This window comes from Anaerocolumna xylanovorans DSM 12503, assembly GCF_900143645.1.
Taxonomy (GTDB): Bacteria; Bacillota; Clostridia; order Lachnospirales; family Lachnospiraceae; genus Anaerocolumna; species Anaerocolumna xylanovorans.
The window spans coordinates 274,403-296,981 of sequence record NZ_FRFD01000010.1; the positions used below are offsets into that span (position 1 = coordinate 274,403).

Genomic DNA, 22,579 nt, shown 5'->3' on the forward strand with positions numbered 1-22,579 from the left:
AAACCTGATGGTTATCTTGTATTAGTCTGAGGATTAGAAGTCAGAGTGACCGCAATTGTCTTCTCCGTAAATTTGCCGTTGACATTGCGCATTAAGGTTACTGTTATCTTAGTACCCGCACGGTAAGAGTTCACTTTCTCCTTAAGCTGTGTGCTGGCTGTTATTTCTGTATCATTTATTTTGGTAATAATATCTCCTGCTACAATTCCTGCCTTATCAGCGCTTCCTCCGGAAATAATTTCCTTCACGAAGACACCTACCGGCCAATTATACATCTTTGCTACATCCTCTGTAACATCTTGCGGATATACTCCCAGGTAGCCCTTTTCATTTTCAGTCAGGATTTCTCTGCTCATAAGTTCATCTATGATAGGAGTTGCTCTGGAAATCGGAATTGCAAAGCCCATACCTTCCACTTCGCTGGAGGAGTATTTTACCGTGTTAATACCGATTACTTCCCCTTTTAAGTTTAATAAGGCGCCGCCGCTGTTACCGGGGTTAATGGCAGCATCTGTCTGGAGAAGCACCATCTTCTTATCATCTACCTGGACCTCACGGTCTTTGGCACTGATGTATCCGACAGTTGTAGACTGTCCGTAGCCCAAAGCATTACCAATTGCAATTGCCATCTCTCCGACCTTTATGGAATTAGAATCGCCCAGCTTTGCAATGGATATTTTATCCATTGTAGAGGATTTGATTTTTGTCAGATCAATAGATATAACGGCAATGTCTGCCACGGAATCCGTTCCTTTGATGATAGCTTCTGCTTCCGTACCATCAATAAATTTCACCTTGATCGGATCGGCCCCTTCTACTACATGGTTATTAGTAGCAATCAAAAGCTCTTTCTCATTCTTTCCGACTATAATACCGGAACCGCCGCCCTGGCTCTCTTCATTATATTCCTGTCCGAACCAGTCATTGTAAACCTGATTATACGTAGTAGTTATCTGGACAATGGAGGGCATCGTTCTATCAATTACATCTGTTACATCAGTTTTTGGTGCTATCTTTCCGTCTGTTATGGCAGTGGAGGACAACAGCTTACTTTGTCCATTGCTGTTGATAAGAAAATCGCCGTCACCGCCAATATTAAAGTAGATTGGTGCCGCATTTGGGTTTACCTTATAATATGCTTCATTAAATCCAGTAAAAGCTAACCCTGCAATCAGTCCAAAAGCGACCGCTGCTGCGACAAACTTTCCTGCTTTCTTAAAAAAGCCGTCTTTTTTCTTATTCTGTCCTTCCGGATTTCCTCCCTGGGTCCCCTGATAGTAAGCACCATTTTGAGCAGTAAATCCGCTGTTTTCTTTAAATTGCTGGTAATTCTCATATGTTTGTCCTGCTCCGGTATTTTGCACCTGCTCTGCCCAAAAGCTGTAGGAACTGCCAGGTTCATTTCCATTCTCACCTTCAGCAGGCTTACTTAATCGGTAGATACTGCCTTCTGCTTCCGTGCTGTATATATCGGCACTACGCGCAGCCCCGTCATATGCAGCAGCATTATATTCTGCGGCATCATATGCTGCTGTACCGCTTTCACCTGTTTGTTCTTCTATATTGCTATTTACAGGCGTCTCATTTATTTCTTCCGCTTCACGGCTATTTCCATCAGCGGCTTCTTCTGTCTTATCTTCTTCAAAGAATTCATCTGACATATTGATTCACCTTCCTCGTATATTTTGTTTTTATGAACAATCTGCTTTCGTTACAATCCAATATTTCACTTACGTGATCATTCTAACAATATTTTGTGTATAGTTTGTGAAAAGTAATAAAATTAATTTTAAACGTTATCTTAAGATTTTCTCTCGAATATTAAGAAATTTTTATATTGTGGAAATTCTTTCAATCATGTATGATAGAACTATCGTTTATGGTAAAAATTTAAGTAAATAAACTAACAAAGAGCCATTAGGCAATGGAGTTTTCAATGATAAAAGACAATGAAAAAACACTTAACCGGATACACGTTGCGGCAGACGCATGCTTGATTATAATTTCCTATATATTGTCCTACTTTTTACGCTTTTACACTCCTCTGCGGTATCTCATCCATTTTGATCCTAATGCAGGATTTTATAATCTGGTAACTTATTTAAGGATATTATACCTGTTATTGCCGGGCTATCTGATTATATATTATTACAGCGGGCTGTACGGGCTTGGACCTATCCGTCTGAAAAGACTGGTTTTATGGGATGTTATAAAAGCTAATTTCATGGGTACCCTTTATTTTACTTTTTTACTATATGCTACAAGAGAAGGCCATTATTCCCGTTATCTCATTTTTATTTTCTTTGTAATTAATGTTATTTTTGAACTTATCTTCCGCCTTATAGTAAGAATTATTCAAAATGCCGCCAGAAAGAAAGGCTATAACCGGAAGCATGTACTCTTGGTAGGATACAGCCGGACTGCGCAGTCCTATATAGACAGGCTTCTTGCCAATCCCCACTGGGGCTATGCTATTTCCGGGATACTTGATGACAACGTAGATCCCGATACTACTTATAAAGGAGTAAAGGTCATCGGTTCTATAGAAGATCTTCCCGATTATCTTAGTTCCAATGAACTTGAGGAAATAGGAATCACTTTAAGTATTGACGAATATTCGAAGCTTTCCAGAATTGTTAACTTATGTGAAAAATCCGGAGTTCATACGAAATTTATTCCGGATTACCAGGATCTCCTTCCTACTATTCCCTATACAGAGGATTTGGATGGACTTCCGGTCATTAACATCCGTAATGTCCCTCTTACGAATTTCGTAAACCGCCTGATTAAAAGAGCCGTGGATATCTTTGGGGCAACGGTCGCACTTATTCTCTTTTCAATTCCTATGACTGCTGTTGCCATTATTATTAAGACAACCTCCAGGGGTCCTGTAATCTTTAAACAGGTACGTATTGGCAGACATAATAAGGAATTCAAAATGTATAAATTCCGCTCTATGGAGATACAGCCGGACTCCAAGGAAAAGAAATCCTGGACAACCTTTAATGATCCAAGAGTAACCAAAATCGGCAAATTCATCCGCAAGACCAGTATTGACGAGCTTCCCCAGCTTTTCAACGTGCTAAAAGGCGAAATGAGTTTAATCGGTCCAAGACCGGAGCGGCCTTTCTTCGTAGAGAAATTCAAAGAGGAAATTCCCCGGTACATGATTAAACACCAGGTGCTTCCAGGCATGACCGGCTGGGCTCAGGTCAACGGCTACCGCGGCGATACTTCTATCCGCAAAAGAATTGACTGTGATTTATATTATATAGAAAATTGGACCCTTAGTTTAGATTTTAAAATATTATTCCTGACCTTCTTCAGAGGTTTTGTGAATAAAAACGCATATTAAGGGTTATGTAAAGAAAGGTATTTGTAATGGCTAAAAAAAATAAAAAAAGATTTAAAACAAAAGTTATAGTGGTATTTGATTTGATATTGATACTTTTAGTAGCATGTATAGGATATTACTTTTATATGGCATCAAAAATGCAGGTGGACAAGTCCGGTGACTCCTCCATTGTCGTAAATGACCTGGATGATAAAGATATGAAAGGCTACCGCAATATTGCTATCTTTGGTGTGGATTCCAGAGATAATGCCTTAAAATCCGACACCCATTCCGATACGATTGTCATTGTAAGTATTAACAATAAAACCAAGGATGTGAAACTGGCTTCGATTTATCGGGATAACTATTCGTTGATTCCAAACAAGGATAATGAATTCAATAAAATCAACTCTGCTTATTTTAAGGGCGGTTATTCTCTGGCTTTAAATACGATTAATACGAACTTTGATTTGGATGTCAGGGACTTCGTCACGGTGAATTTTGATGCAGTCTGTAAGGTCATTGATCTTCTTGGCGGTGTTTCCCTGGATATTACCCCGGAAGAATTAAAGTATGTAAACGGTTATACCAAAGAATTAAATAAAATAAACGGAACCCACGTAGGAAAATTAAAGTCTGCCGGTACCCAGGTCGTTAACGGTACTCATGCTACTGCTTATGCAAGAATACGTTATACCAAAGGGGATGACTTTAAAAGAGCGGAAAGACAGCGGATTGTAATACAAAAGATTTTTGAAAAGGCCAAAAAAGCCGACCTGAAAACTCTTAATTCTATATTAAATGAAATCCTTCCCAAGATTTACACCAACATTGATTCCGTTGAAATGCTGACTCTGGCAAAGGATATTATGTCCTACGATATCGTTGACCAGACCGGTTTCCCCTTTGAAAAAAGAGCGTTTACTTATCACAGGGTATCCTATGTATTTCCGGTAGACTTAACGGCAAATGTCACAAAGCTGCATCAATTCTTATTTGATGCCACGGACTACGCTCCCTCCGATAAGGTAAAGGAAATCAGTGCCAAGCTAAAGGAAATAACCGATAACAACTAAAGAACATAAGCTTTACTATAAAATAAAGTGCCATGAATCTTTTATATCGTAGATTCATGGCACCTTTTAATATCTATCATAGCTTCCTGCGTTTATCTGCCCTTTATGACCTGGATTATCCTGTCGGCAACAGCCTTTGAAGCATGTCCGTTTTCATAAAGCACCAGCCCCTCAAAGAAATTCTTTACCAGACCTTCATATTCCTTCTTATCAAAGGCTTTAATTCCCCCTGCCAGTTCCTGCATAGTAACTGCCTTATAATAAGGAAGGGCGTTATAGTCAAAGTAAAAACCACGGCTGTTTTCATATTCCTTCATATCTGCCGCGTACAAAAAGACCGGCTTTCCGGTAAAGGAAAACTCAAACATGATATTGGAATAATCCGTAATCAGCACATCGCTTTCAGACATCAGCTCATAGATATCACGGTAATGGGTCGTATTAATCACCCTGTCATTATATTTTAAAGTATCGCTCTGGGCTGATACCAATGGATGAAGCCTGACTGCCACTATCCACTCACCGCCAAATTTCAGCTTTAACTCTGATAAGAGCAGCTCATAATCCAGCGAATAGGCGGAAGTATTATTCTTTCCCTCCCGGTAGGTCGGCGCGTAAAGTGCTATCTTAATTTCTTTTCCTATTCCAAGTGCCTTTCTTACCTGTTCGCCGATTTCCCTTTTGGGATGAATAAGGATGTCATTCCTTGGACTTCCGCACTCTAGGACAGGTCCCTTATACCAGAAGCTTTTTTGGTACATTCCCGTACAAAAATCACTGTTTGAGATATAAAGATCTGTCATGGCAGAATCCCTCTTTGCATTTCTTACATAGCGGCTGCCAAGATGCTCCTCATAATCCTTCTCGATCTTCTTAAGGGCAATTCCACCGTGCCAGGTCTGGATATAGTACTGACCTTTCCTTTTTCTGATATAGCTTTCTTTTCTGTTATTATCCACCCATACCCTTGCGGTAGCCAAGGCATATATTGCTTTTATACTGTTGCTTTTATAAAATGTAACACCCTCTGCTTCTCCGGCAGCACCCGGATGGTTGGTTATAAATATGATTTCTAATTTTTTATACTTTCTTCCCGCCAGCTCTTCCGTCACATATTTGGCGTTGTCACCGAATCCCCACACATTGCAAATCACGACCCGGTAAGGGTGAATGGGAAATATGCGAAACAGCCCTAAAAGGGCTGTTATAAGGATAAAGCGGATTTTCTGGTAAACTTTTAATACCCATACAGGGGATAACTTTTTTAACCATTCTCTCAAAGGCTTATCCTCCCCATGCTAATCCATATACTCTGTTGTGCGGTTTATAATGTCATCAAATTGCTTTGCTGTCTTTGCCCAGCTCAAGGTATTTAAATACTCTCTGGCAGTTTCATCCCGTTTCTTTAGAATATCAGGATCTTGAATGGACTGCTTCATCTTCCGGTATAAATCTTCATAGTCCAAAGATGTAAGTATAGCACTGCCCTCAGGGAAGAAATACGGAAAGGTTCCATCCTCAAATTCAATCAATGGAAGACCGGTTGCCAACATCTCATAGGGCACAAGGGATACATTGCTCATGGAGGCTACCATACCAAAATCAGCCTTTCGGTAAAGGGAAAGAAGTTCCTTCTTGGATAACATCCCGAGGTTTTCTCCGGCCTCTGTCTGAAAGCTCTTATCCTCTCCATAATAAAGGATTCGAAGCTTAATACCCTCCTGCAAAAACTTATCCTTTAACTGCTTTAGCATATACTGTGTAATATTTGGAAGCCTTTTTCCATAGTATTTCAGATAAACCGCCAATACTATTTCTTTCTTAGAGGAATAGCTGTCATAATTTCTCTTATGATGAGGATATTCCTTGCTTTCGTAAGGAAAATCCACAGAATCAACCGGTGATACCGGTAAACAGTTCTTTTCTATCATTTCCTTATTCCAGGCACCAAGGCTTACCATATGAAGTCCCTGCTCATAGGTCTTTTTTGCCATTAAAAACAGCTCACCAAAAGAGAAGAAATAAGGCTCATAATCCTGAATAAAATACATCTTATATCCGGGTATTTTCTTGGCAAAGGCTACCGTATCCCAGGAAGAGGCAATTACAATATCTGCTTTAAGGCCTGACAGCTGTTTGTTCGTATACATCTTTCCAAGATAGCCGGATAAATTGGAAGAAGCACACTCTTCCATGTCTGACTGGGTCTGTGGCTTATAGACAGCATATCCCACATCATGACCAAGCTTGGCAAGTTCCGTTCCAAGACGCAAAAGAGAGGTCTGACCTCCGCTGTATTTCGCCATTCTCTCTACAACAAAGAGAATTTTTTTCGTTTTATCCGGTTTTGTATTATGAATAACGGACACATCATAATTAGAAAGCCTGTAATTAACCAGCCTTTTTTCGCTTTTAGCCTGTACATTATGAAGAATTCCTTTTACCTTAACTTTCAGGATACTTTTCCATTTATTAATCATAGAAAGCTGTTACCTTTCTCCTTCTATTATTTTCTCAATTGCTTCTACCACCTTGGCAGAAGCCTTGCCATCATCCGCATGGTTGTATTTTTGATAAAATGCATTGTACTGCTCTTCATATTCTTTATAGTCATAGTTTTTGATTGCTTCCACCAATTCTTTCGTCGTACCTACAAGAGGTCCTGGAGCTTCTGCTATAAAGTCAAAATAGAAGCCTCTTAAATTATCCCTGTAGTCCTCAAGGTCATAAGTAAAGAAGAACATCGGCCTCCTTAAAAGGGAATAATCAAACATGACGGAGGAGTAATCGGTAACCATGATGTCTGCCACAAGATACAAGGCAGAAATATCTTCGCACATATTAAACTCATACACAAAGCCGCCGTATGTAGACCAGTCAATATTGTCTTTTACAAGATAATGGTACTTAACAATACAGACATATTCCTCTCCCAACTGTTCCCGAAGGAGAGAAAAATCCATGGATGTATTGAACTTATAAGCTCCCTTGGCATAATATTCATTATCCCGCCAGGTGGGTGCATACAGGACAATCTTTTTATCCAGAGGAAGGCCCATCTGCTTTTTAAGATTGCAGATATGTTCTTCATTATTCCCATAGAAAAGGACATCGTTTCTGGGATATCCGACTTCTAACAGCGTCTTGTCAAAGGCAAAAGCCCTTTTAAATATTTCCGTAGAATAATGGTTCTGGGAAATCAGATAATCCCAGCTTCTGGTATTCATAAAGAAGTTTCTTTTATATTTTTCAATATCTGTTTCTCCTGCCATATTGACAGAGTCCATATCAAGTGCCAGTTTCTTAAGAGGAGTTCCATGCCAGGTCTGGACATAATATACTCCTTCTCTTTTTTTAATATAATTGGGCATTCTGGAGTCACTTACCCACACTCCTGCGATTCCCATAAGAAAGAAGTAACGAACCCTCATCCTTCTTATTTTAACAGCATTTCCCGGTATTTCCGTTGCCACATTATCGAGCATAAAATAACAGCGGTATTTCTTATCCAGTCCCTGCCTTACCATTTCCTCATAAATTGCTTTGGGGTTTCCGGTATAATTTCTTCCCATATTGCTTTCAAATATGATAATCCTCTTATTGACGGGAAGTATCTTCATCTCAACCCGGTATAAAAACATTACGAATTTTTTACCGGTCTTTTTAATTTTCTTTTTGCACTTTCTCAAAAATTTTCGTATACGGGGCATATATGGTTACTCCAGTTAATATTATTTTTTTCCCGCTAAATTCAGGTCGTTTTTAATTTTAGTAGTTGATATCCCCTCTGTTCTGGGCAAATAAACCACTTCACAATACTCCTTTAAAAAATCAAACTGCCCTTCCCAGTCATCTCCCATGACAAAAATATCTACCTGGTTGTCCACTACATCCGCAATCTTCTGCTCCCATGTGTATTCTGGAATTACCTCATCCACAAAGCGAAGCGCCTCCAGAATCGTCTTTCTGTCTTCATAACTATGATAAGCAGTTTTATGTTTTAATGTATTAAACTCGTCGGAAGACAACACTACAATCAGATAATCTCCCAGCTCCCTGGCTCTTCTTAAGAGGTTAATATGCCCAACATGCAGCAAATCATAAGTTCCATAAGTAATTACCTTTTTCATTTTTATACCCATTGTACCACAAATAAAACAGGTTGAAAGAATCGTATTGTGGCAACCTTTCCATATTAAAATTTTCTTTCAACTTTTCATAACACAATACTTATATATATTTTGGGCAAGAAACAGAGGACACATACAAGCAGATTTTCTGATTGCGCTGTATCCTCTATCTATTACCATAACATATCTTTTTTCTTTATATCATTAAAAATTACTTAAACTTTCTTATGATTTCTTTAACCTGTTAAGACCGCTAAAGATTGCCCTTATGGATGCTCTGGTAATATTGGAGCTGATTCCTACTCCGAATATTGTCTTTCCCGTATCCTTATCAAGCAAATGGATATAAGCTGCAGCCTGAGCACCAGACCCTTCGCCAAGAGCATGTTCGGTATAATCAAGTATCTTGATATTGATTCCAAGCTCCTTTTCAAGTCCTCTAAGAACAGCATCAATGGGTCCGTTACCAGTTGCTTCAAAAACCTTTTCAACTTCGTTATCTGTATAAGTAACTGTCACCAAGGTATCAAAAGGATTATCGGTTTCTGCCAAATCCTCAAAGCGGCATTTTCTAAAATGCAGAGGTTCTTTTCTTTCCAGATAGTTTTGCTTAAACTCCTGCATGATCTGTTCCGGTGCTACCTCACCCTGCTTTTCAGATATTGCCTGTATAACATCGGCAAACTCCTTATGCATTCCTTTAGGAAGCTTGAATCCAAAGTAACTTTCCATGATGAAAGCAACACCGCCCTTGCCGGACTGGCTGTTGATGCGGACAATGGGGTCATACTTTCTTCCGATATCCGCCGGGTCAATGGGCAAATACGGAACTTCCCAAATCTCTTTCTTTCTCTCATGCATTGCTTTAACGCCTTTATTAATGGCATCCTGATGAGAGCCTGAAAAGGCGGTAAATACAAGCTTTCCGCCATAAGGATGGCGTACGTGGACAGGTATTTTGCAAAGCCTTTCATATACTTCTATAATTTCATTGATATTTTCAATCTCTAATTCCGGGTTAATACCCTGTGAAAACATATTGTAAGCTATGTTTAAGATATCAACGTTACCCGTTCTCTCGCCATTGCCAAATAAGGTTCCCTCAACGCGGTCTGCTCCTGCAAGGAGTGCCAATTCGCTGGAAGCCACTCCGCAGCCTCTGTCATTATGGGGATGTATGCTTAAAATAATAGAGTCTCTGTTCTTAAAATGGGTATGCATCCATTCAATCTGATCTGCATAAACATTCGGTGTATTCATCTCGACTGTACTGGGCAGGTTAAAAACAATTTTATTGTCCGGAGCCGGTTCCCATACATCCTGCACTGCCGTACAGATATCCAGAGCGAAATCCAGCTCTGTTCCGGTAAAACTCTCCGGTGAGTATTCCAGTATGATTTTTCCCGGAAAACTCTTGGCATGCTCTTTCACCAGTTTCGTAGCGTTAACAGCAATTTCTTTGATAGCTTCTCTGTCCATGCCAAAGACTACGTCCCTCTGCAAAGTAGAAGTTGAGTTATAGATGTGGACGATTGCCGATTTTACTCCTTCCAGTGCTTCAAAGGTCCGCTCAATCAGATGCTCCCTGCATTGGACCAGCACTTGAACTGCAACATCATCAGGAATCAGTTTACGGTCTACTAACTGCCTTAAAAAATCAAATTCAATCTGTGAAGCGGAAGGAAATCCCACTTCAATTTCCTTAAAGCCTAATTTCACCAAAAGATTAAAGAATTCAATCTTTTCTTCTACCACCATAGGCTCAATTAATGCCTGATTGCCATCTCTTAAATCCACACTGCACCAAATGGGTGCCTTTGTTATCTGCTTCTCCGGCCATGTTCTTTCCTCAAAATTAACCACCGGTGCACTTTTATATCTCTTATAATTTAACATAATCCGTCCTCCTGATATTCACATGATATTTTTTGTTTCAAATCATATGAAGCTACGGAGTCGGTAGATCACACTGTATCTTTTTATGATAAATAACTTGGCCCTGTCTACTCTAGTCCCATCCCTATCATTCCTTTGCTCTTATATTGGCCTTCAATTTTGCTTACCATTATAACATCCCTTCCAAAGGATTACAAGTTTTATTTAAAACATTTCTACGAATATTTATGCATCATCCGATAGCTATGTATCCTCCGAATACATAGCTGCCTTACAGAGGGCATCAGGCATTAAACTTATCTCCCAAGCCTTCTTCAACAGCTTTTATAAGGACAGCAAGGGCCTTCTCTTCATCTTCCCCTTCACAGATAATCTCAATTTCATCTCCTGTTTTAATACAGGCTCCTAAAACACTTAGTACGCTTTTCCCGTTGACCCTCGTATTTTCTATGGAAATTGTTATCTTAGACCGGAATTCTATCGCAATCTTACAGAACATCCCCGCCGGTCTTAGGTGGAATCCATTTGGGTTTTTGACTACTATTTTACTGCTTACCATCCTTATTCCTCCTTTAATAGTTACTTATGTATGCCGTATATCTATCCGCCCGTATGCTTTACGGTCACTACCACGCTGGGGGGGACCAGCGTGATGCCTTCCGGTAAATCAAATTCTACCGGCATGATATTCGTTCCGGCCTTGGCTTCTTTTAAATCAATATACGGTTTTAGGTTATATTTACTTATCAAATTCAGGCTTTCATTATCACCATACAGCACAACACGAAGAAAATTTTCTTTCAGGGTTGCCATTAATCCCGTCTGGAGATTGCGCATCTCTATATCACTGGCATTATAACTTAAGTCCTTACTGTCAAACCGTTCAATCTTAACATTAATTACCGCTGTCTGGTTATCATCTATAAGAATTACGTCATTCTTGATAAAATCCGCAATATTGACCTGATCTTCTATATCTTCTTTCTGATTGTCAATGTTATATTCTCCCATGATATATTGAACCTTGTCGAGTTCGTCCTTTTCACCGGCAATTACCACCTGTTTGGGCTCATATTCAAGGTCCACATATTTATAACCGGAGTAAGGAGTTCCCGTAACTTCAATAAAGAGATTAACGGTTTTCGTTTGCAGCAGATTGACTGTCACATCCACCGCATCAAAATTTAAGTTCAATTTATCAGACTCCATTAAAGTCCCATTCTTATCGTATACCTTAGGCACCGCACTTGTTTCAAAAGACTCACGCTGATTGGTGACATTCACCTCTACAACTACTTCCTTTATCTGATTGATAACAGTTTCAGCACCGCTTACCTGAATAATGTTAGGACTTGCAATTTTATCCTTGATATAATACCCCGATGCTACCTCTCCCAAAGCCACAACATTGATACGAAACTGCTCAGTTTTTAAGTTTTCAAGGCTTACCTTCATCGTTGAGATATCCTGGGACAGATCAACGATATCCCTGTCGTGACCGGGTACGTTCACCTTGATCTGTACCGCATTTACAAGGGACAGTTCCGATAAATCCGCTACCGCTTTGACATCGGCCGGTTTCAAGGTTTCCATTACCGATCTTTTTGTCTTAAGGGTTACATCTACCGTATCTCCTGATACAACCTCATAGACCTTATCCTTCTGGGAAATTACATTTTCATTGATTTTTGTCACCGGAATATTGTAAAAAGATTTCTGCACTACCGGATCTGCTATATTTAAAATAATAAGCCATATAAAAACAGCCATAAACAGGGACAGAATCTTAAGTCCAAGATTTCTAGTCAGCTTCTCTTTCACTCTTAGACCTCCCCTTCCATAATTTTATCTTCTTGGTATCGGGTGCCTTATTTTGAAGACTTAGTATTTTATTTCTTAAATAGTCTCCATCCACATTCCGGATCAGGCTGCCGCCTGTAGCAATAGACACCTTGCCTGTTTCCTCCGAAACGATAATTGTAAGACAGTCTGTTATTTCACTGACGCCAATACCTGCTCTGTGCCTTGTGCCAAGCTCTTTGCTTAAATGCATGTTATCCGACAGGGGCAGATAGCAGGTTGCTGCTGCAACCCGGTTTCCCTTTATGATAACTGCGCCGTCATGAAGAGGTGTATTGTGCTCAAATATATTAATCAGTAATTGACTGCTAACCAGAGAATCTATGGCAATTCCTGTTTTTTCAAACTCCATAAGGGAAAGCTCTTTTTCTATTACAATTAAAGCTCCCGTCTTGGCTTTGGCAAGTTCAAAGGTAGCCTTAACGATGTCCGAAACAGTTTTCTCCGAAAAGCGGTCTCCCTTGTCTTTTGAATCATTGAAATTAAACAACGGTGTAACAAGATGATTCTGCCCAAGCTGTTCCAGCGCCTTTCGAAATTCCGGCTGGAATACAATGATTACCGCAATAATACCCACATTCAGACACTTATAGAATATCCAGAGTATTACGCTTAAATTCAGAATGGAGGCAAAAAGCCAAAGAATAAGCAGCACAATAAGTCCCTTAACCAGTATCCAGGCTCTTGTCTGTTTTACCCATACTATCACACTGTAAATGACAAAAGTCAATATCAGAATTTCTATGATATCCGTGAACCCGATTTTGGGAAGAGAGTTCCAGCTTATATAATCTTTTAAAAAGCTTATAATTGTCTTCATAAAAGCTCACCCGCTTTACTGTAATTTAGGCTGTCTGTTACTCCTCATCTTCATAGTCTTCCTCATCGGTGAAAGAATCATCCGGAAAATGTTCTCCCGGAATCTGTGTTTTTTGTGTATTAAATCTCTTCACATTGACCTGGGGAGTTGTCACATTTATTTTTGGTATTGCTTTTACATAGTAATAATAATCGTCATCTTCAAACTGTACATGTTCCACAGCCGAATAGTCCAATGTCAAATGGAAGAACTGGATAACCAATACCACCAGCCCTGAAATTACCGTACCGATAATCATCATACCAATTTCTTCTGTGGTATCAAATTTCAAGCTGGAAATCAGGAATCCAAATATATTGGTAAAGCAGCCTGCTGCAATTGCAATCTCATGGGCATAGTCGAATTTCATCTTCCATACAAGCCAGGTAACTAAAATTGTCATAGAAAATACCACCATTGCCGTCACGAGCTGTGAATTATCCTTTAGCCCGTTCACCACGTAGGAGTATATTGTTACAGTGTCTTCCAGGCTTACATTTACCTGAATGGCTGCTGCTCCCTGTATAATATGAAACAGATAATAAACCATAACGCCAAGACAGGTCGGTATAATAGCGACCGGAGTTGAAAATACCCCTAAAAGCAGCGGAACTGCATACGGTATGTTCAGGTAAAACAGTATGGGAACCGCAAGAACCACTAATCCAAGTCTTGGTGTAAACCTTAGGAAAAGAGCATACATTATTATAAATAGTATTAGTATAATAGCTGACAATATAACCGATACCGCGTATATATGCAAAAAAGAAACCAAAGCTGCCAGCAATACCAGCACTGCAGAAGGTGTAAAAGCACATAAAAGAGAAAGCGCCAGAACTATCGGCAGCTGCTTTAAATGTCCGTCATACCCGATTCCTGCATTAATTGTCTGAAACACAATAATTGCTATAATGAACTTAAATATGGGCTTAAGATAAATTTCATGCTTTTGGTATAAACTTTGAAGTCTGGTCCTTAGTACTAACAATGTCATCATTTCTATGCTTCCCCCTTTTCATCCGCACTGTCTTCCTGATAGAACTTGTTCAGTTTTTTGAGGAGCTTGTAGTACCTCGACAGATTTTTTTTGGAATGATTATACTTAACGGAATAACCGATAAATGCTCCGGTAATGTAGATGGCCATTATAATAATATAAAACCCAAGCAAGTACTGGCCTATACGGACAAAATTTAAGGTTACTATCTTTCTGATAATATATTCTGCATGATACATACCAAAAAGGAGAAGTATCAAAAGGTATCCCAAAGTAACACTCACTGCTGTTTTTATTACCTGGTATCTTATATAATCTGTTTTATAGTATTTGCTGATTTTGATATCTTCCTTACCCTTTCCTTGCTCAAAGGCAGCCAGCTTTGTCATTATTTTTATCTTTTTAAAATCTAACATGAACTATATTCCTCGCTTTCGCTTACCTTATTATTCATTAAGGTGATTTTCCGTCTCCTAAAAATCAACTGGCAGGATAACCGAATATCACAAATATTATATCATATCAGTTAGATGTTTTCGAGCCTTATTTTACAAGTTTTCTGGTTTTTCCTGCAATTTATTCTATTTCATGAATTTCTTACAAAAAAGAAGCTGATTTATCCGCACGGGAAGATATTTCTGTCTGCCTTAAGATATAGAATCTCCTTCTTCGGTATAGCTAGTACGGGTGGATAAAGAGATAATTTATGATAGACTTCCTTTGGCATCTCCCAGCGAACCAGCCCGTGTCCGTTCTCCGGCCTGACCATCAATATCATGCTGAACACAGCCTCCGTAACCTGTTCAACGGTATAGGATACGAAAACAGCACTGTTTTTATCCTCAACCATAAACTCCGGAAGAATCTGTTTTGCCCTGATACCAAGGAAACACACATCCTCATATTCCTTTGGAGATTCCAGCTTCAACGCCAGGTCGGGGACCCGGATGGTCAATTCCTCATAAAGAACAGGGAAAATATTCTTGCACCCTGTCAGAAGTGCATCCGCATAGGTCTGGGGATGCTGGTAAAGCACCTGCTTCGTACAAATCGGCTCATTTCTTCCGTTCTCAATCACCACTACCTTGTCACTGATACGATACACCTCATCTCTGTCATGGGATACAAACAGTACTGTTTTTCCGAATTCGTTAATTACCGACATGATTTCCCGCTCCAACTGCCACTTTAAGTAGCTGTCCAATGCAGAAAACGGTTCATCGAGCATAATGATCCAAGGCGCAGATACGATGATTCTGGCAATTGCGCATCTTTGCTTCTGTCCGCCCGACAACTGAGCCGGATAGTGATTTTCCAGTCCCGTCAGATGAAACCGCTCCATCACACTTTCGATGCTCCCTCTTTTTTCCTTTGGCATCACGACCAGAATATTTTTCTTCACAGTCATATTGGGTATCAGTGCAAAATCCTGAAAAAGATACCCTGCCCTGCGCTTTTGTGGTGCCAGGTTGATACCCTTTTCAGAATCATATACTGTCTGTCCGTTTATAATGATTCGCCCGCTATCCGGCTTCTCAATGCCTGCTATGCAGCGCAGGGTCATGCTTTTTCCGCAGCCGGATGCTCCCATGAGTGCCACGGTTTCATTTTCGGCCTGAAAATCAATATTCAGATTAAATTTACCCACTTTCTTTTTTATTTTGCAGTAAATAGACATATCTATTTCCCCTTTCCGAAGGAAATCCGTTTTTCAAAAATATTGACACAGAGCATTACGGTAAAGGATATTGCCAGATTGATCATAACCCACCGCATTGCCTTTTCATCCTGATTGGTCTGCCAGAAATATGCAACTGTCGTCGATATGGTTGCCGTCCGGTTCGCAATATAGCCTGCCACCATACTTGTCGCACCGTATTCCCCAAGACCCCGTGCAAAAGCAAGCACCACCCCCGCAATGATTCCCTCCTTGCAGTTTGGAAGCAGTACCCGCCAGAAAATATATACATCGGATAAGCAAAGTGTCTTACCTGCTGCGATAATATTCTTATCAAAGGCTTCAAACGAGCTCCTTGCCGTCCGGTACATCAGCGGAAACGTGACTACGACCACAGCGATAATCGCAGCCTGCCATTTCATAGTAAGCGTCGCATCAAAATACTGTTTAACCAGCATCCCGAGACTGCTTTTCGGCGAAATCATCTTTAATATCAAAAAACCCACTACTGTCGGAGGCAGCACCATCGGAATTGTAAGCACCGCATCCAATACCCCTTTTAAAAATCCAGGGAGCTTTGCCACATAATTCGCGATTAAAATTCCGAGAAAAAATGTGATTACCGATGCGACAAATGAAATTCTAAGTGAATTCCACAAGGGAAACAAATCCATTGAGCTACCTCCGTTTTAGTGTTTCTTTTGATTCCTTTGTTTATCTATTGCCGTGCAGGAACAATCAGCACGACCTTGTTTTCCAGAAGGTCAGCCTTTGTATCATCTGCAATATAGCCCTCTTTGCTAAGCGCTGACATCTGCTTTGCCGCAGCCGAGAAGAAGATATCCGCCTCGGCTCCGGACTCAATCTGGGTCTGAAGCGTACCGCTTGAATCAAAGCTGAACACCAGCCTGATATCAGGATATTTTGCTTCAAAGGCTGTCTGTATCGTCTGAAGTGCTTCTGTAAGACTCGCAGCTGCAAATACATTCAGTGTGCATGTCTTTCCCGTATATTCCGTTTCTGTTGCCGGAGTATCAATCGCCACAGTAAAACCAACTTTTGTGAATTCTGAAAGTGCAGTTTCCGTCATGAGATAGTTCAGGAACGTCTTTGCAGCATCCGGATATTTTGTCTCTGAAAGCATTGCCACCGGATATACCACCGGAGTTTTTAAGGAACCTTCCGGAGCCTCACAAACCACCTTGATATCAGTTGCTGTTGCAGCATCCGTTGCATATACAACACCGCAGTCTACGGAAGCTTCCTCTACCTGTGACAGCACCTCTTTCACATTGGCACCAAAGGAAATCTTGCTCTGAATGCCCTCCCAGAGACTAAGGTTTTCAAAAATCTCCTGGGAATACTGTCCGACCGGAACATCGGAATTGCCTAAGGCTATCAGATTCACTTTGTCGGTGTTGACATCTTCAAAACTTATAATGCCCTCATCCGCTGCCGGCTGGGTATCCGCCTTTTTACATGCCGTGGTAAATAACATTATTCCCGCAAGGATCACGACCAGTACCCGTTTCATAACATTCTCTTTCATAATTTTTTTCCTCCTCTGAATTCAAAACATTACATTTTGCGTTTTGTTATGTTTTATTATGTTTAGTAATGTCTTGTTGTTGATCATTGTTTTGTGTTATGTTTTACAGAATATATAATTAATTGATTATTGTCAATATCCTTTGTTATTTTCAGCATTTTCAATATTAATTCATATTTTTTAATACATATTTGTACAATTTCATTCAGTGATTGTTATGTTTTATTATGTTATAATACATGTATTCACGTTTTATTATGTTTTTTTACGTTTCTTCACATATAATATAGACTTATTCTTTCATGTCTGTTATAATGCATATCATTCAATATTGGGAAACAGGTGATGAAAATGAACGAAAAGCTTTATACACCGCTGGAAGCGGCAGAGATTTTAAAAATAAAAAAGAATACCGTTTACGAAATGATCAAACGCGGTACTTTGAAGGCCACAAAGATGGGCAAACAGCTTCGCATTACAGAAAGCGATCTAAACCATCTGATCACTCCCGGCAATAACAGAACTGAAGATTATGATTATGTCAAATCCCCGTCCACCGATTATTCCGGTGGCCGAACCGAGGACATTATTGTGTGTGGTCAGGATATCGTCCTGGATATGCTGTGCTCATCGGCGCATACCCTCTGCAGATCCGCCCGCTTCATCCGTTCCTATGAAGGAAGCTACAACGGACTTCTCTCTTTGTATAAGGACGAGGTATCTGTCGCATCCGCACACATCTGGGATTATAAAACCAACTCCTATAACCTTCCCTATATCAGTTCTCTGATTCCGGGAGAAAAAGTTCATGTCTACCATGTGTTAAACAGGCCCATCGGTTTTTATATTGCCAAGGGCAATCCGAAGAATATTTGTTCTATTGAAGACTTTTCCCGGGAGGACATTCATATCGCAAACCGCGAAAAAGGAAGCGGTATCCGAATTCTTACCGATTCCCTTCTGCTGTCCCACAACATCACCCCCTCCCTGGTCAAGGGTTATAATAAGGCAGTCAGCTCCCATCTGGCTGCTGCGGCAATCGTTGCAAAAGGGGGCGCCGACTGTGCCATTGGCAGCAAAGGCACGGCACTCCAGATGCCCAGTATTGATTTTCTGTTTCTGCGTGACGAACAGTATGACATTGTTATCAAAGAAGCTGATATCAACCGTCCGGAAATCAATACCCTGATTAAAGTACTCAATTCCAGGGAATTCGCCGATGAGATCAATGCCATAGGTCTTTATGACATAACCGATATGGGAAAGAGGCTGCTTTAAGCGGCCTCTTTAAGGGGCTCTCCCCCTTATTTCATCGTGCTGTTTCTGCTTCCGCAAAGGGAACACGACGCACAATTTGCAGGGGTGCAGCCCGTCTGTCCGGTATCTGCCTTTCCCACAACAAATCTGGTTCCATGGATGGGATAGGTTGCTTCCTGTTCCGAAAGGAAGGTTACTGTATTCCGCTCCCAGTCGAAGCTGATCTGCATTGCCTCCGCAATTAATTCATCGTCGTATAAAGGATGCGGTTTCCATGCCGGTTTCCATATCTCATATTCCTGATCCGATTGTGCTATTATCTTGTTTTCCTCCGTTTTTACGGACAAGAGCTTTCCCTCCGTATTAAATTTTACCGAATTAGAGTCAGCATGAACACCGTATGCATTGGCGTCATGCACCGATAAGCGCCCGATTGGCGTTTCCACCAGAACAGGGGCCGCCGGCTCCACTGACTCCAGCTCCCCCGATTCGTACAAAGAAAATCCGATCACCGTTTCCATCTCGCCCACCGGAGTGCTTATCAATACTTTTCCCCCCGGGTACAGAGTAATGCTCTTTATGGCTCCGTTCTCATAGAAATTCACCGCCGAAAGATATGCCGTAAAAGCCGCAAAATCAAATTCAAAGGTCAGCGGTATGTTATAAGCTTTTTCCTCTTCCTCTGTCCAGAACCCGCTGATTTTCCCATCCGTAATAAAAACCCTGTGTACCTCTCCGGTAGGATAAAACGTAATCTTCTCTGCCGGAATATCTCCAATGGGTGTCATTACCTCTGACTGTTCCTCTACCATCACAGCTTTGATCATTCCATTCTTATAAAATTCAACCGAGGGGGCATTCTTCCTCCTCGGCGTCTCTGTAAATGCCGGAACAAGCTCTCCGGCATGAGTTACAACCATGTTTTTCCCTTCCAGCTTAAGGCTCTCCAGCTCTCCGGAAGGATACGTCTGAAACGAGGTTACATCCCCGAATATCCCGTTTGCAACCTGGATATGATTATCATCCACTACCATATAGTTCATCATGCAATCAACCTCCTTCGCACTGTCTATGAGTGATCAGCACCAATTGGCCGGCTACCGCCTTCTCCACCCTTATAAGGAATCTTTCATCCCGTTCCAGCCACGGCGGTATATGTGCACAGGTCAGCTCAAGCTCCATAAAGGGTGTCAACTCAAAGAAAGGAAGCAACGCTTTTTTAGAGCTCAATTCCGGATTCGCTTCCTGTGCCTTAATCAAGTCAAAACGGTAGACTCCTTCCACATCAGTCTCCTCCGGTGCTACTTTTGCCTGTGAAGCCTTACTTTGCTTCTCCTTGAATTGCTGCAGGTCTTTCAATAATCCTTTTATGCCTTCCCTGGTATTATCCCCCAGCTGGAAAATACAAAATCCAGCCATATCAAAGGCTGAATAGGGAATTCCGGAAATATTACCAAACGCTGCTGTTTTACAATCTCCCAGTCCTGCAATCAGTTCATTTACCCTTGCCCGAATAGCAGCCGGTGAGGACGGTGCTACCGGTTCAAACACAGCTTCTCCTATCTCCTTTAATTCATCCTGCTCTAATCCAAAAATCGAATACCCTGAACATTGATAGAATTCAGCCATTTTCTTATCCTTATCGTAAAAAACCGCCGCTTTCTCCATTTTACCTCTTTCCTGAATATTCAATCTTTGATTGGATATTCGTTAATTGGCAGTTGAAAAAACAATACTTTTGTTTTTTCAACCTAATCCCCAGACCTTTCCAAAGACTGCAAATCATGTTCTCTTATACAAAGTTTTCAAAGGAGGGCTTCAGCATAACTTTTAGCTGCTCCATGCATAGTAAAATCTTCTTTTTTTCAATTCCTGTCTGAAATCCTGATTCACAGGCATGCACAAATTGATACATATTGCAGTTACCGGCGCGTTCTCCAATTCCAAATAAGGTACAGTCAATGAAAGCTGCTCCCCTGTTTGCCATTTCCAGCGAATTGGCAACCGCCATCCCAAAATCATTATGTTCATGGGCTTCGATTGCCACCCCGCAATGCGACCTAATCTCAGCAACAAGATTACCGGCCCTGACCGGAGTAAAAATCCCAACCGTATCTGCAAGCCTGACGGTTTTTACCCCGAGCTTCTCCGCCATGACAGCCAGCTTTATCATAAATCCGATATCCGCCCTGGAAGCATCCTCGAATCCAAGCGTTACATCCACATGAAAATTGTTGGATATCTCCATGCATTCTGCAAGCTGCTTTTCGACCCATGCTTTATTCTTATTTAGCTTAGAGTAGATTTGCACATAGCTGACGGGAGCTGCAATATGCACGATATCCGGTTTCTGATGACAGGCCTCCATGACATCCTTCGGATTCAGCCTCGACCAGATTGATATTTTTGCCTGCTTTTTCTTACTCATAATCCGGGACAGATATTCCCGCCCTTCCGTTCTTCTGTCATAAATCCCCACTTCTATCTCATATACACCAATCTGGTCAAGAAGCAAGGCAAGTTTGACCTTTTCCTCCGGAAGAAAGATGGCTCCTGAACATTGTTCGCCATCACGTAATGTCGTGTCCACAATCTTAAGTGTTTCTTTCATTACGCTCATACCTTTCTATAATTTTAATGAAGTCATCTTCTGAAACGGCCTCCCCGGTTATTCTGCACATCGATTTCACATCCTCCAGAATCTCATCGATTCGTTCCAGTGCGATACTTCCCGGTTTTAATTTTTCTATCTTGTAGCGGATAGAATTTCTTCCGGAATGCTTTCCAAGTGTCACTTCTCTTTGAAGACCTACCAATTCAGGTTCATATGGCTCATAATTCGTTGGCTTTTTTAATATTCCATCCACATGCACACCGGATTCCACATAGAAAATCTTTCTTCCCAGAACCGGTGCTATCGGAGATATCGTTCCTCCCAACACATTTTCCAGCCATTCGCGCAAATCAAGGAAACCCCGGAAGCTTCTGCTGACCATATATCTGTCCATAACATGCAATGACATAATCAGCTGCTCTGTAGCAGCATATTCTCCTATTCCCATCATGCTTGTCAGCACTGCATACCCCTTATATTGCAGGAACAAAGAGGCTATGGCTGTCGCACAATGATAGGTATTCTCCGGACACAGAATCAATCGTTCGAAACAGAATTTCTTTTTCAGCGCCTCCATCCCCGCCACGCAACCGCCAAGGATAAGGTTATCAAGTCCGATTACCTTCATCAGCTTCCTGTTATCCGGCAATTCATACCTGGTATTGTCCTCCAGGCTGTTAATCTGATAATAAGGCACCTCCTTGTCATTCTTACATTGCTTTGGAGTAAAATACAGCTTGATATTCTCATCCTTCTCCGGATATATTCCTTTGATATAGGCGGATGTGTCCACCTCAAGATAATAATGGAAGCCCTCCGGAAGCTCTCCATCCATTGTATAATACACATTAACGGAAAGCTGGATATCCTTGACGCCGATCTCTCCCATGAGTTCAATGAAACAGTATATCTCATCCCGGGTCAAATTATAGTCATCAAGTCGGCTTAGTGTCGCATCTATAATTCTTATCATAGATATACCTCCGATTTCTTCCTCATGAAGCTTGATCAGATCATTAGATCTTTCACCGGCTTACCACCCTCAAAATGCTCGTCAAATATCCTCCCGACATCCTCCTGTGCAACATTTTTGTACCAGACTCCCTCCGGGTAAACAACCACAACCGGTCCCTTTTCGCAGATACCAAAGCACCCGGTATTATTCAGGACAACCTCCCCTGACAGATCCCGGTCTTCAATCTCCTGCATGAATGCCTGAACAAGACTGGTACTCCCCTGTTGAAAGCAGTAACCTTTCTGCTGGCCATTGATTCTGCAGCTCGTGCAGATAAATACATGATATTTTGGCTGAACCATAAATCCTTCCTC

Annotated in this window: 22 protein-coding genes; 3 read left to right on the forward strand and 19 right to left on the reverse strand. The window is 41.0% G+C overall.

From position 1 onward, the window contains the following. Positions 1 to 11 precede the first annotated feature (11 nt). Complete coding sequence (locus BUF11_RS17665) at positions 12 to 1,661, reverse strand: S1C family serine protease (protein ID WP_084558736.1); 1,650 nt, start codon at positions 1,659 to 1,661, stop codon at positions 12 to 14. Between the two features lie 275 nt (positions 1,662 to 1,936). Between BUF11_RS17665 and BUF11_RS17670 the strand changes: the two genes are divergently transcribed. Next, positions 1,937 to 3,355: an undecaprenyl-phosphate glucose phosphotransferase gene (locus tag BUF11_RS17670; RefSeq protein ID WP_073590176.1), complete on the forward strand. Its 1,419-nt coding sequence runs from the start codon at positions 1,937 to 1,939 to the stop codon at positions 3,353 to 3,355. A 125-nt stretch (positions 3,356 to 3,480) separates the two neighbouring features. Then, positions 3,481 to 4,410 (forward strand): LCP family protein, encoded by a 930-nt coding sequence (locus BUF11_RS17675; protein WP_207665489.1) that lies wholly within the window; start codon positions 3,481 to 3,483, stop codon positions 4,408 to 4,410. A 92-nt stretch (positions 4,411 to 4,502) separates the two neighbouring features. Here BUF11_RS17675 and BUF11_RS17680 read toward each other — a convergent pair whose 3' ends face one another. The 13 genes from BUF11_RS17680 to modA form a co-directional block, all read right to left on the reverse strand. Then, positions 4,503 to 5,690, reverse strand: a complete 1,188-nt coding sequence (locus BUF11_RS17680; protein WP_073590178.1) for a CDP-glycerol glycerophosphotransferase family protein — start codon at positions 5,688 to 5,690, stop codon at positions 4,503 to 4,505. 18 nt (positions 5,691 to 5,708) lie between these two features. Beyond that, a complete protein-coding gene (locus tag BUF11_RS17685; RefSeq protein ID WP_073590179.1) occupies positions 5,709 to 6,890 on the reverse strand; it encodes a glycosyltransferase family protein in 1,182 nt (393 codons plus the stop codon). A 9-nt stretch (positions 6,891 to 6,899) separates the two neighbouring features. Next, on the reverse strand, positions 6,900 to 8,120 hold the full coding sequence (locus BUF11_RS17690) for a CDP-glycerol glycerophosphotransferase family protein (protein WP_242952401.1): 1,221 nt from the start codon (positions 8,118 to 8,120) through the stop codon (positions 6,900 to 6,902). A 21-nt stretch (positions 8,121 to 8,141) separates the two neighbouring features. Beyond that, positions 8,142 to 8,540 (reverse strand): glycerol-3-phosphate cytidylyltransferase, encoded by a 399-nt coding sequence (gene tagD / locus BUF11_RS17695; protein ID WP_073590222.1) that lies wholly within the window; start codon positions 8,538 to 8,540, stop codon positions 8,142 to 8,144. Between the two features lie 225 nt (positions 8,541 to 8,765). Beyond that, positions 8,766 to 10,436, reverse strand: a complete 1,671-nt coding sequence (leuA, locus tag BUF11_RS17700; RefSeq protein WP_073590180.1) for a 2-isopropylmalate synthase — start codon at positions 10,434 to 10,436, stop codon at positions 8,766 to 8,768. A 283-nt stretch (positions 10,437 to 10,719) separates the two neighbouring features. After that, entirely contained in the window at positions 10,720 to 10,995 is a 276-nt protein-coding gene (locus BUF11_RS17705) for an HPr family phosphocarrier protein (RefSeq protein ID WP_073590181.1), read from the reverse strand. Positions 10,996 to 11,036: 41 nt separating this feature from the next. Continuing rightward, a complete protein-coding gene (locus BUF11_RS17710; RefSeq protein WP_073590182.1) occupies positions 11,037 to 12,257 on the reverse strand; it encodes a CdaR family protein in 1,221 nt (406 codons plus the stop codon). Further along, positions 12,238 to 13,116, reverse strand: a complete 879-nt coding sequence (cdaA, locus tag BUF11_RS17715; RefSeq protein WP_073590183.1) for a diadenylate cyclase CdaA — start codon at positions 13,114 to 13,116, stop codon at positions 12,238 to 12,240. The genes BUF11_RS17710 and cdaA overlap by 20 nt, the downstream gene beginning before the upstream one ends. A 37-nt stretch (positions 13,117 to 13,153) precedes the next feature. Then, positions 13,154 to 14,152 (reverse strand): hypothetical protein, encoded by a 999-nt coding sequence (locus tag BUF11_RS17720; protein ID WP_073590184.1) that lies wholly within the window; start codon positions 14,150 to 14,152, stop codon positions 13,154 to 13,156. A gap of 2 nt (positions 14,153 to 14,154) precedes the next feature. Continuing rightward, positions 14,155 to 14,568 carry a hypothetical protein gene (locus BUF11_RS17725; protein WP_073590185.1) on the reverse strand — a complete coding sequence of 138 codons (414 nt, stop codon included), beginning with the start codon at positions 14,566 to 14,568 and terminating at the stop codon, positions 14,155 to 14,157. Between the two features lie 200 nt (positions 14,569 to 14,768). After that, positions 14,769 to 15,830, reverse strand: coding sequence for a sulfate/molybdate ABC transporter ATP-binding protein (locus tag BUF11_RS17730; RefSeq protein WP_073590186.1), 1,062 nt, complete (start codon positions 15,828 to 15,830; stop codon positions 14,769 to 14,771). Positions 15,831 to 15,832: 2 nt separating this feature from the next. After that, on the reverse strand, positions 15,833 to 16,504 hold the full coding sequence (modB, locus tag BUF11_RS17735) for a molybdate ABC transporter permease subunit (protein ID WP_073590187.1): 672 nt from the start codon (positions 16,502 to 16,504) through the stop codon (positions 15,833 to 15,835). 44 nt (positions 16,505 to 16,548) lie between these two features. Continuing rightward, positions 16,549 to 17,379: a molybdate ABC transporter substrate-binding protein gene (gene modA / locus BUF11_RS24790; RefSeq protein ID WP_073590188.1), complete on the reverse strand. Its 831-nt coding sequence runs from the start codon at positions 17,377 to 17,379 to the stop codon at positions 16,549 to 16,551. A 351-nt stretch (positions 17,380 to 17,730) separates the two neighbouring features. Between modA and BUF11_RS17745 the strand changes: the two genes are divergently transcribed. After that, a complete protein-coding gene (locus BUF11_RS17745) occupies positions 17,731 to 18,657 on the forward strand; it encodes a substrate-binding domain-containing protein (RefSeq protein WP_073590189.1) in 927 nt (308 codons plus the stop codon). Between the two features lie 26 nt (positions 18,658 to 18,683). Here the strand turns inward: BUF11_RS17745 and BUF11_RS17750 are convergent, their stop codons facing one another. The 5 genes from BUF11_RS17750 to BUF11_RS24465 form a co-directional block, all read right to left on the reverse strand. Continuing rightward, positions 18,684 to 19,682 carry a hypothetical protein gene (locus tag BUF11_RS17750; RefSeq protein WP_073590190.1) on the reverse strand — a complete coding sequence of 333 codons (999 nt, stop codon included), beginning with the start codon at positions 19,680 to 19,682 and terminating at the stop codon, positions 18,684 to 18,686. A gap of 4 nt (positions 19,683 to 19,686) precedes the next feature. After that, positions 19,687 to 20,304, reverse strand: a complete 618-nt coding sequence (locus BUF11_RS17755) for a Fe-only nitrogenase accessory AnfO family protein (protein ID WP_073590191.1) — start codon at positions 20,302 to 20,304, stop codon at positions 19,687 to 19,689. A 124-nt stretch (positions 20,305 to 20,428) separates the two neighbouring features. Beyond that, on the reverse strand, positions 20,429 to 21,247 hold the full coding sequence (locus BUF11_RS17760; RefSeq protein WP_073590192.1) for a beta/alpha barrel domain-containing protein: 819 nt from the start codon (positions 21,245 to 21,247) through the stop codon (positions 20,429 to 20,431). Further along, positions 21,231 to 22,223, reverse strand: coding sequence for a homocitrate synthase/isopropylmalate synthase family protein (locus BUF11_RS17765; protein ID WP_073590193.1), 993 nt, complete (start codon positions 22,221 to 22,223; stop codon positions 21,231 to 21,233). The genes BUF11_RS17760 and BUF11_RS17765 overlap by 17 nt, the downstream gene beginning before the upstream one ends. Positions 22,224 to 22,258: 35 nt before the next feature. Then, complete coding sequence (locus tag BUF11_RS24465; RefSeq protein WP_073590194.1) at positions 22,259 to 22,567, reverse strand: 2Fe-2S ferredoxin; 309 nt, start codon at positions 22,565 to 22,567, stop codon at positions 22,259 to 22,261. Positions 22,568 to 22,579 lie beyond the last annotated feature (12 nt).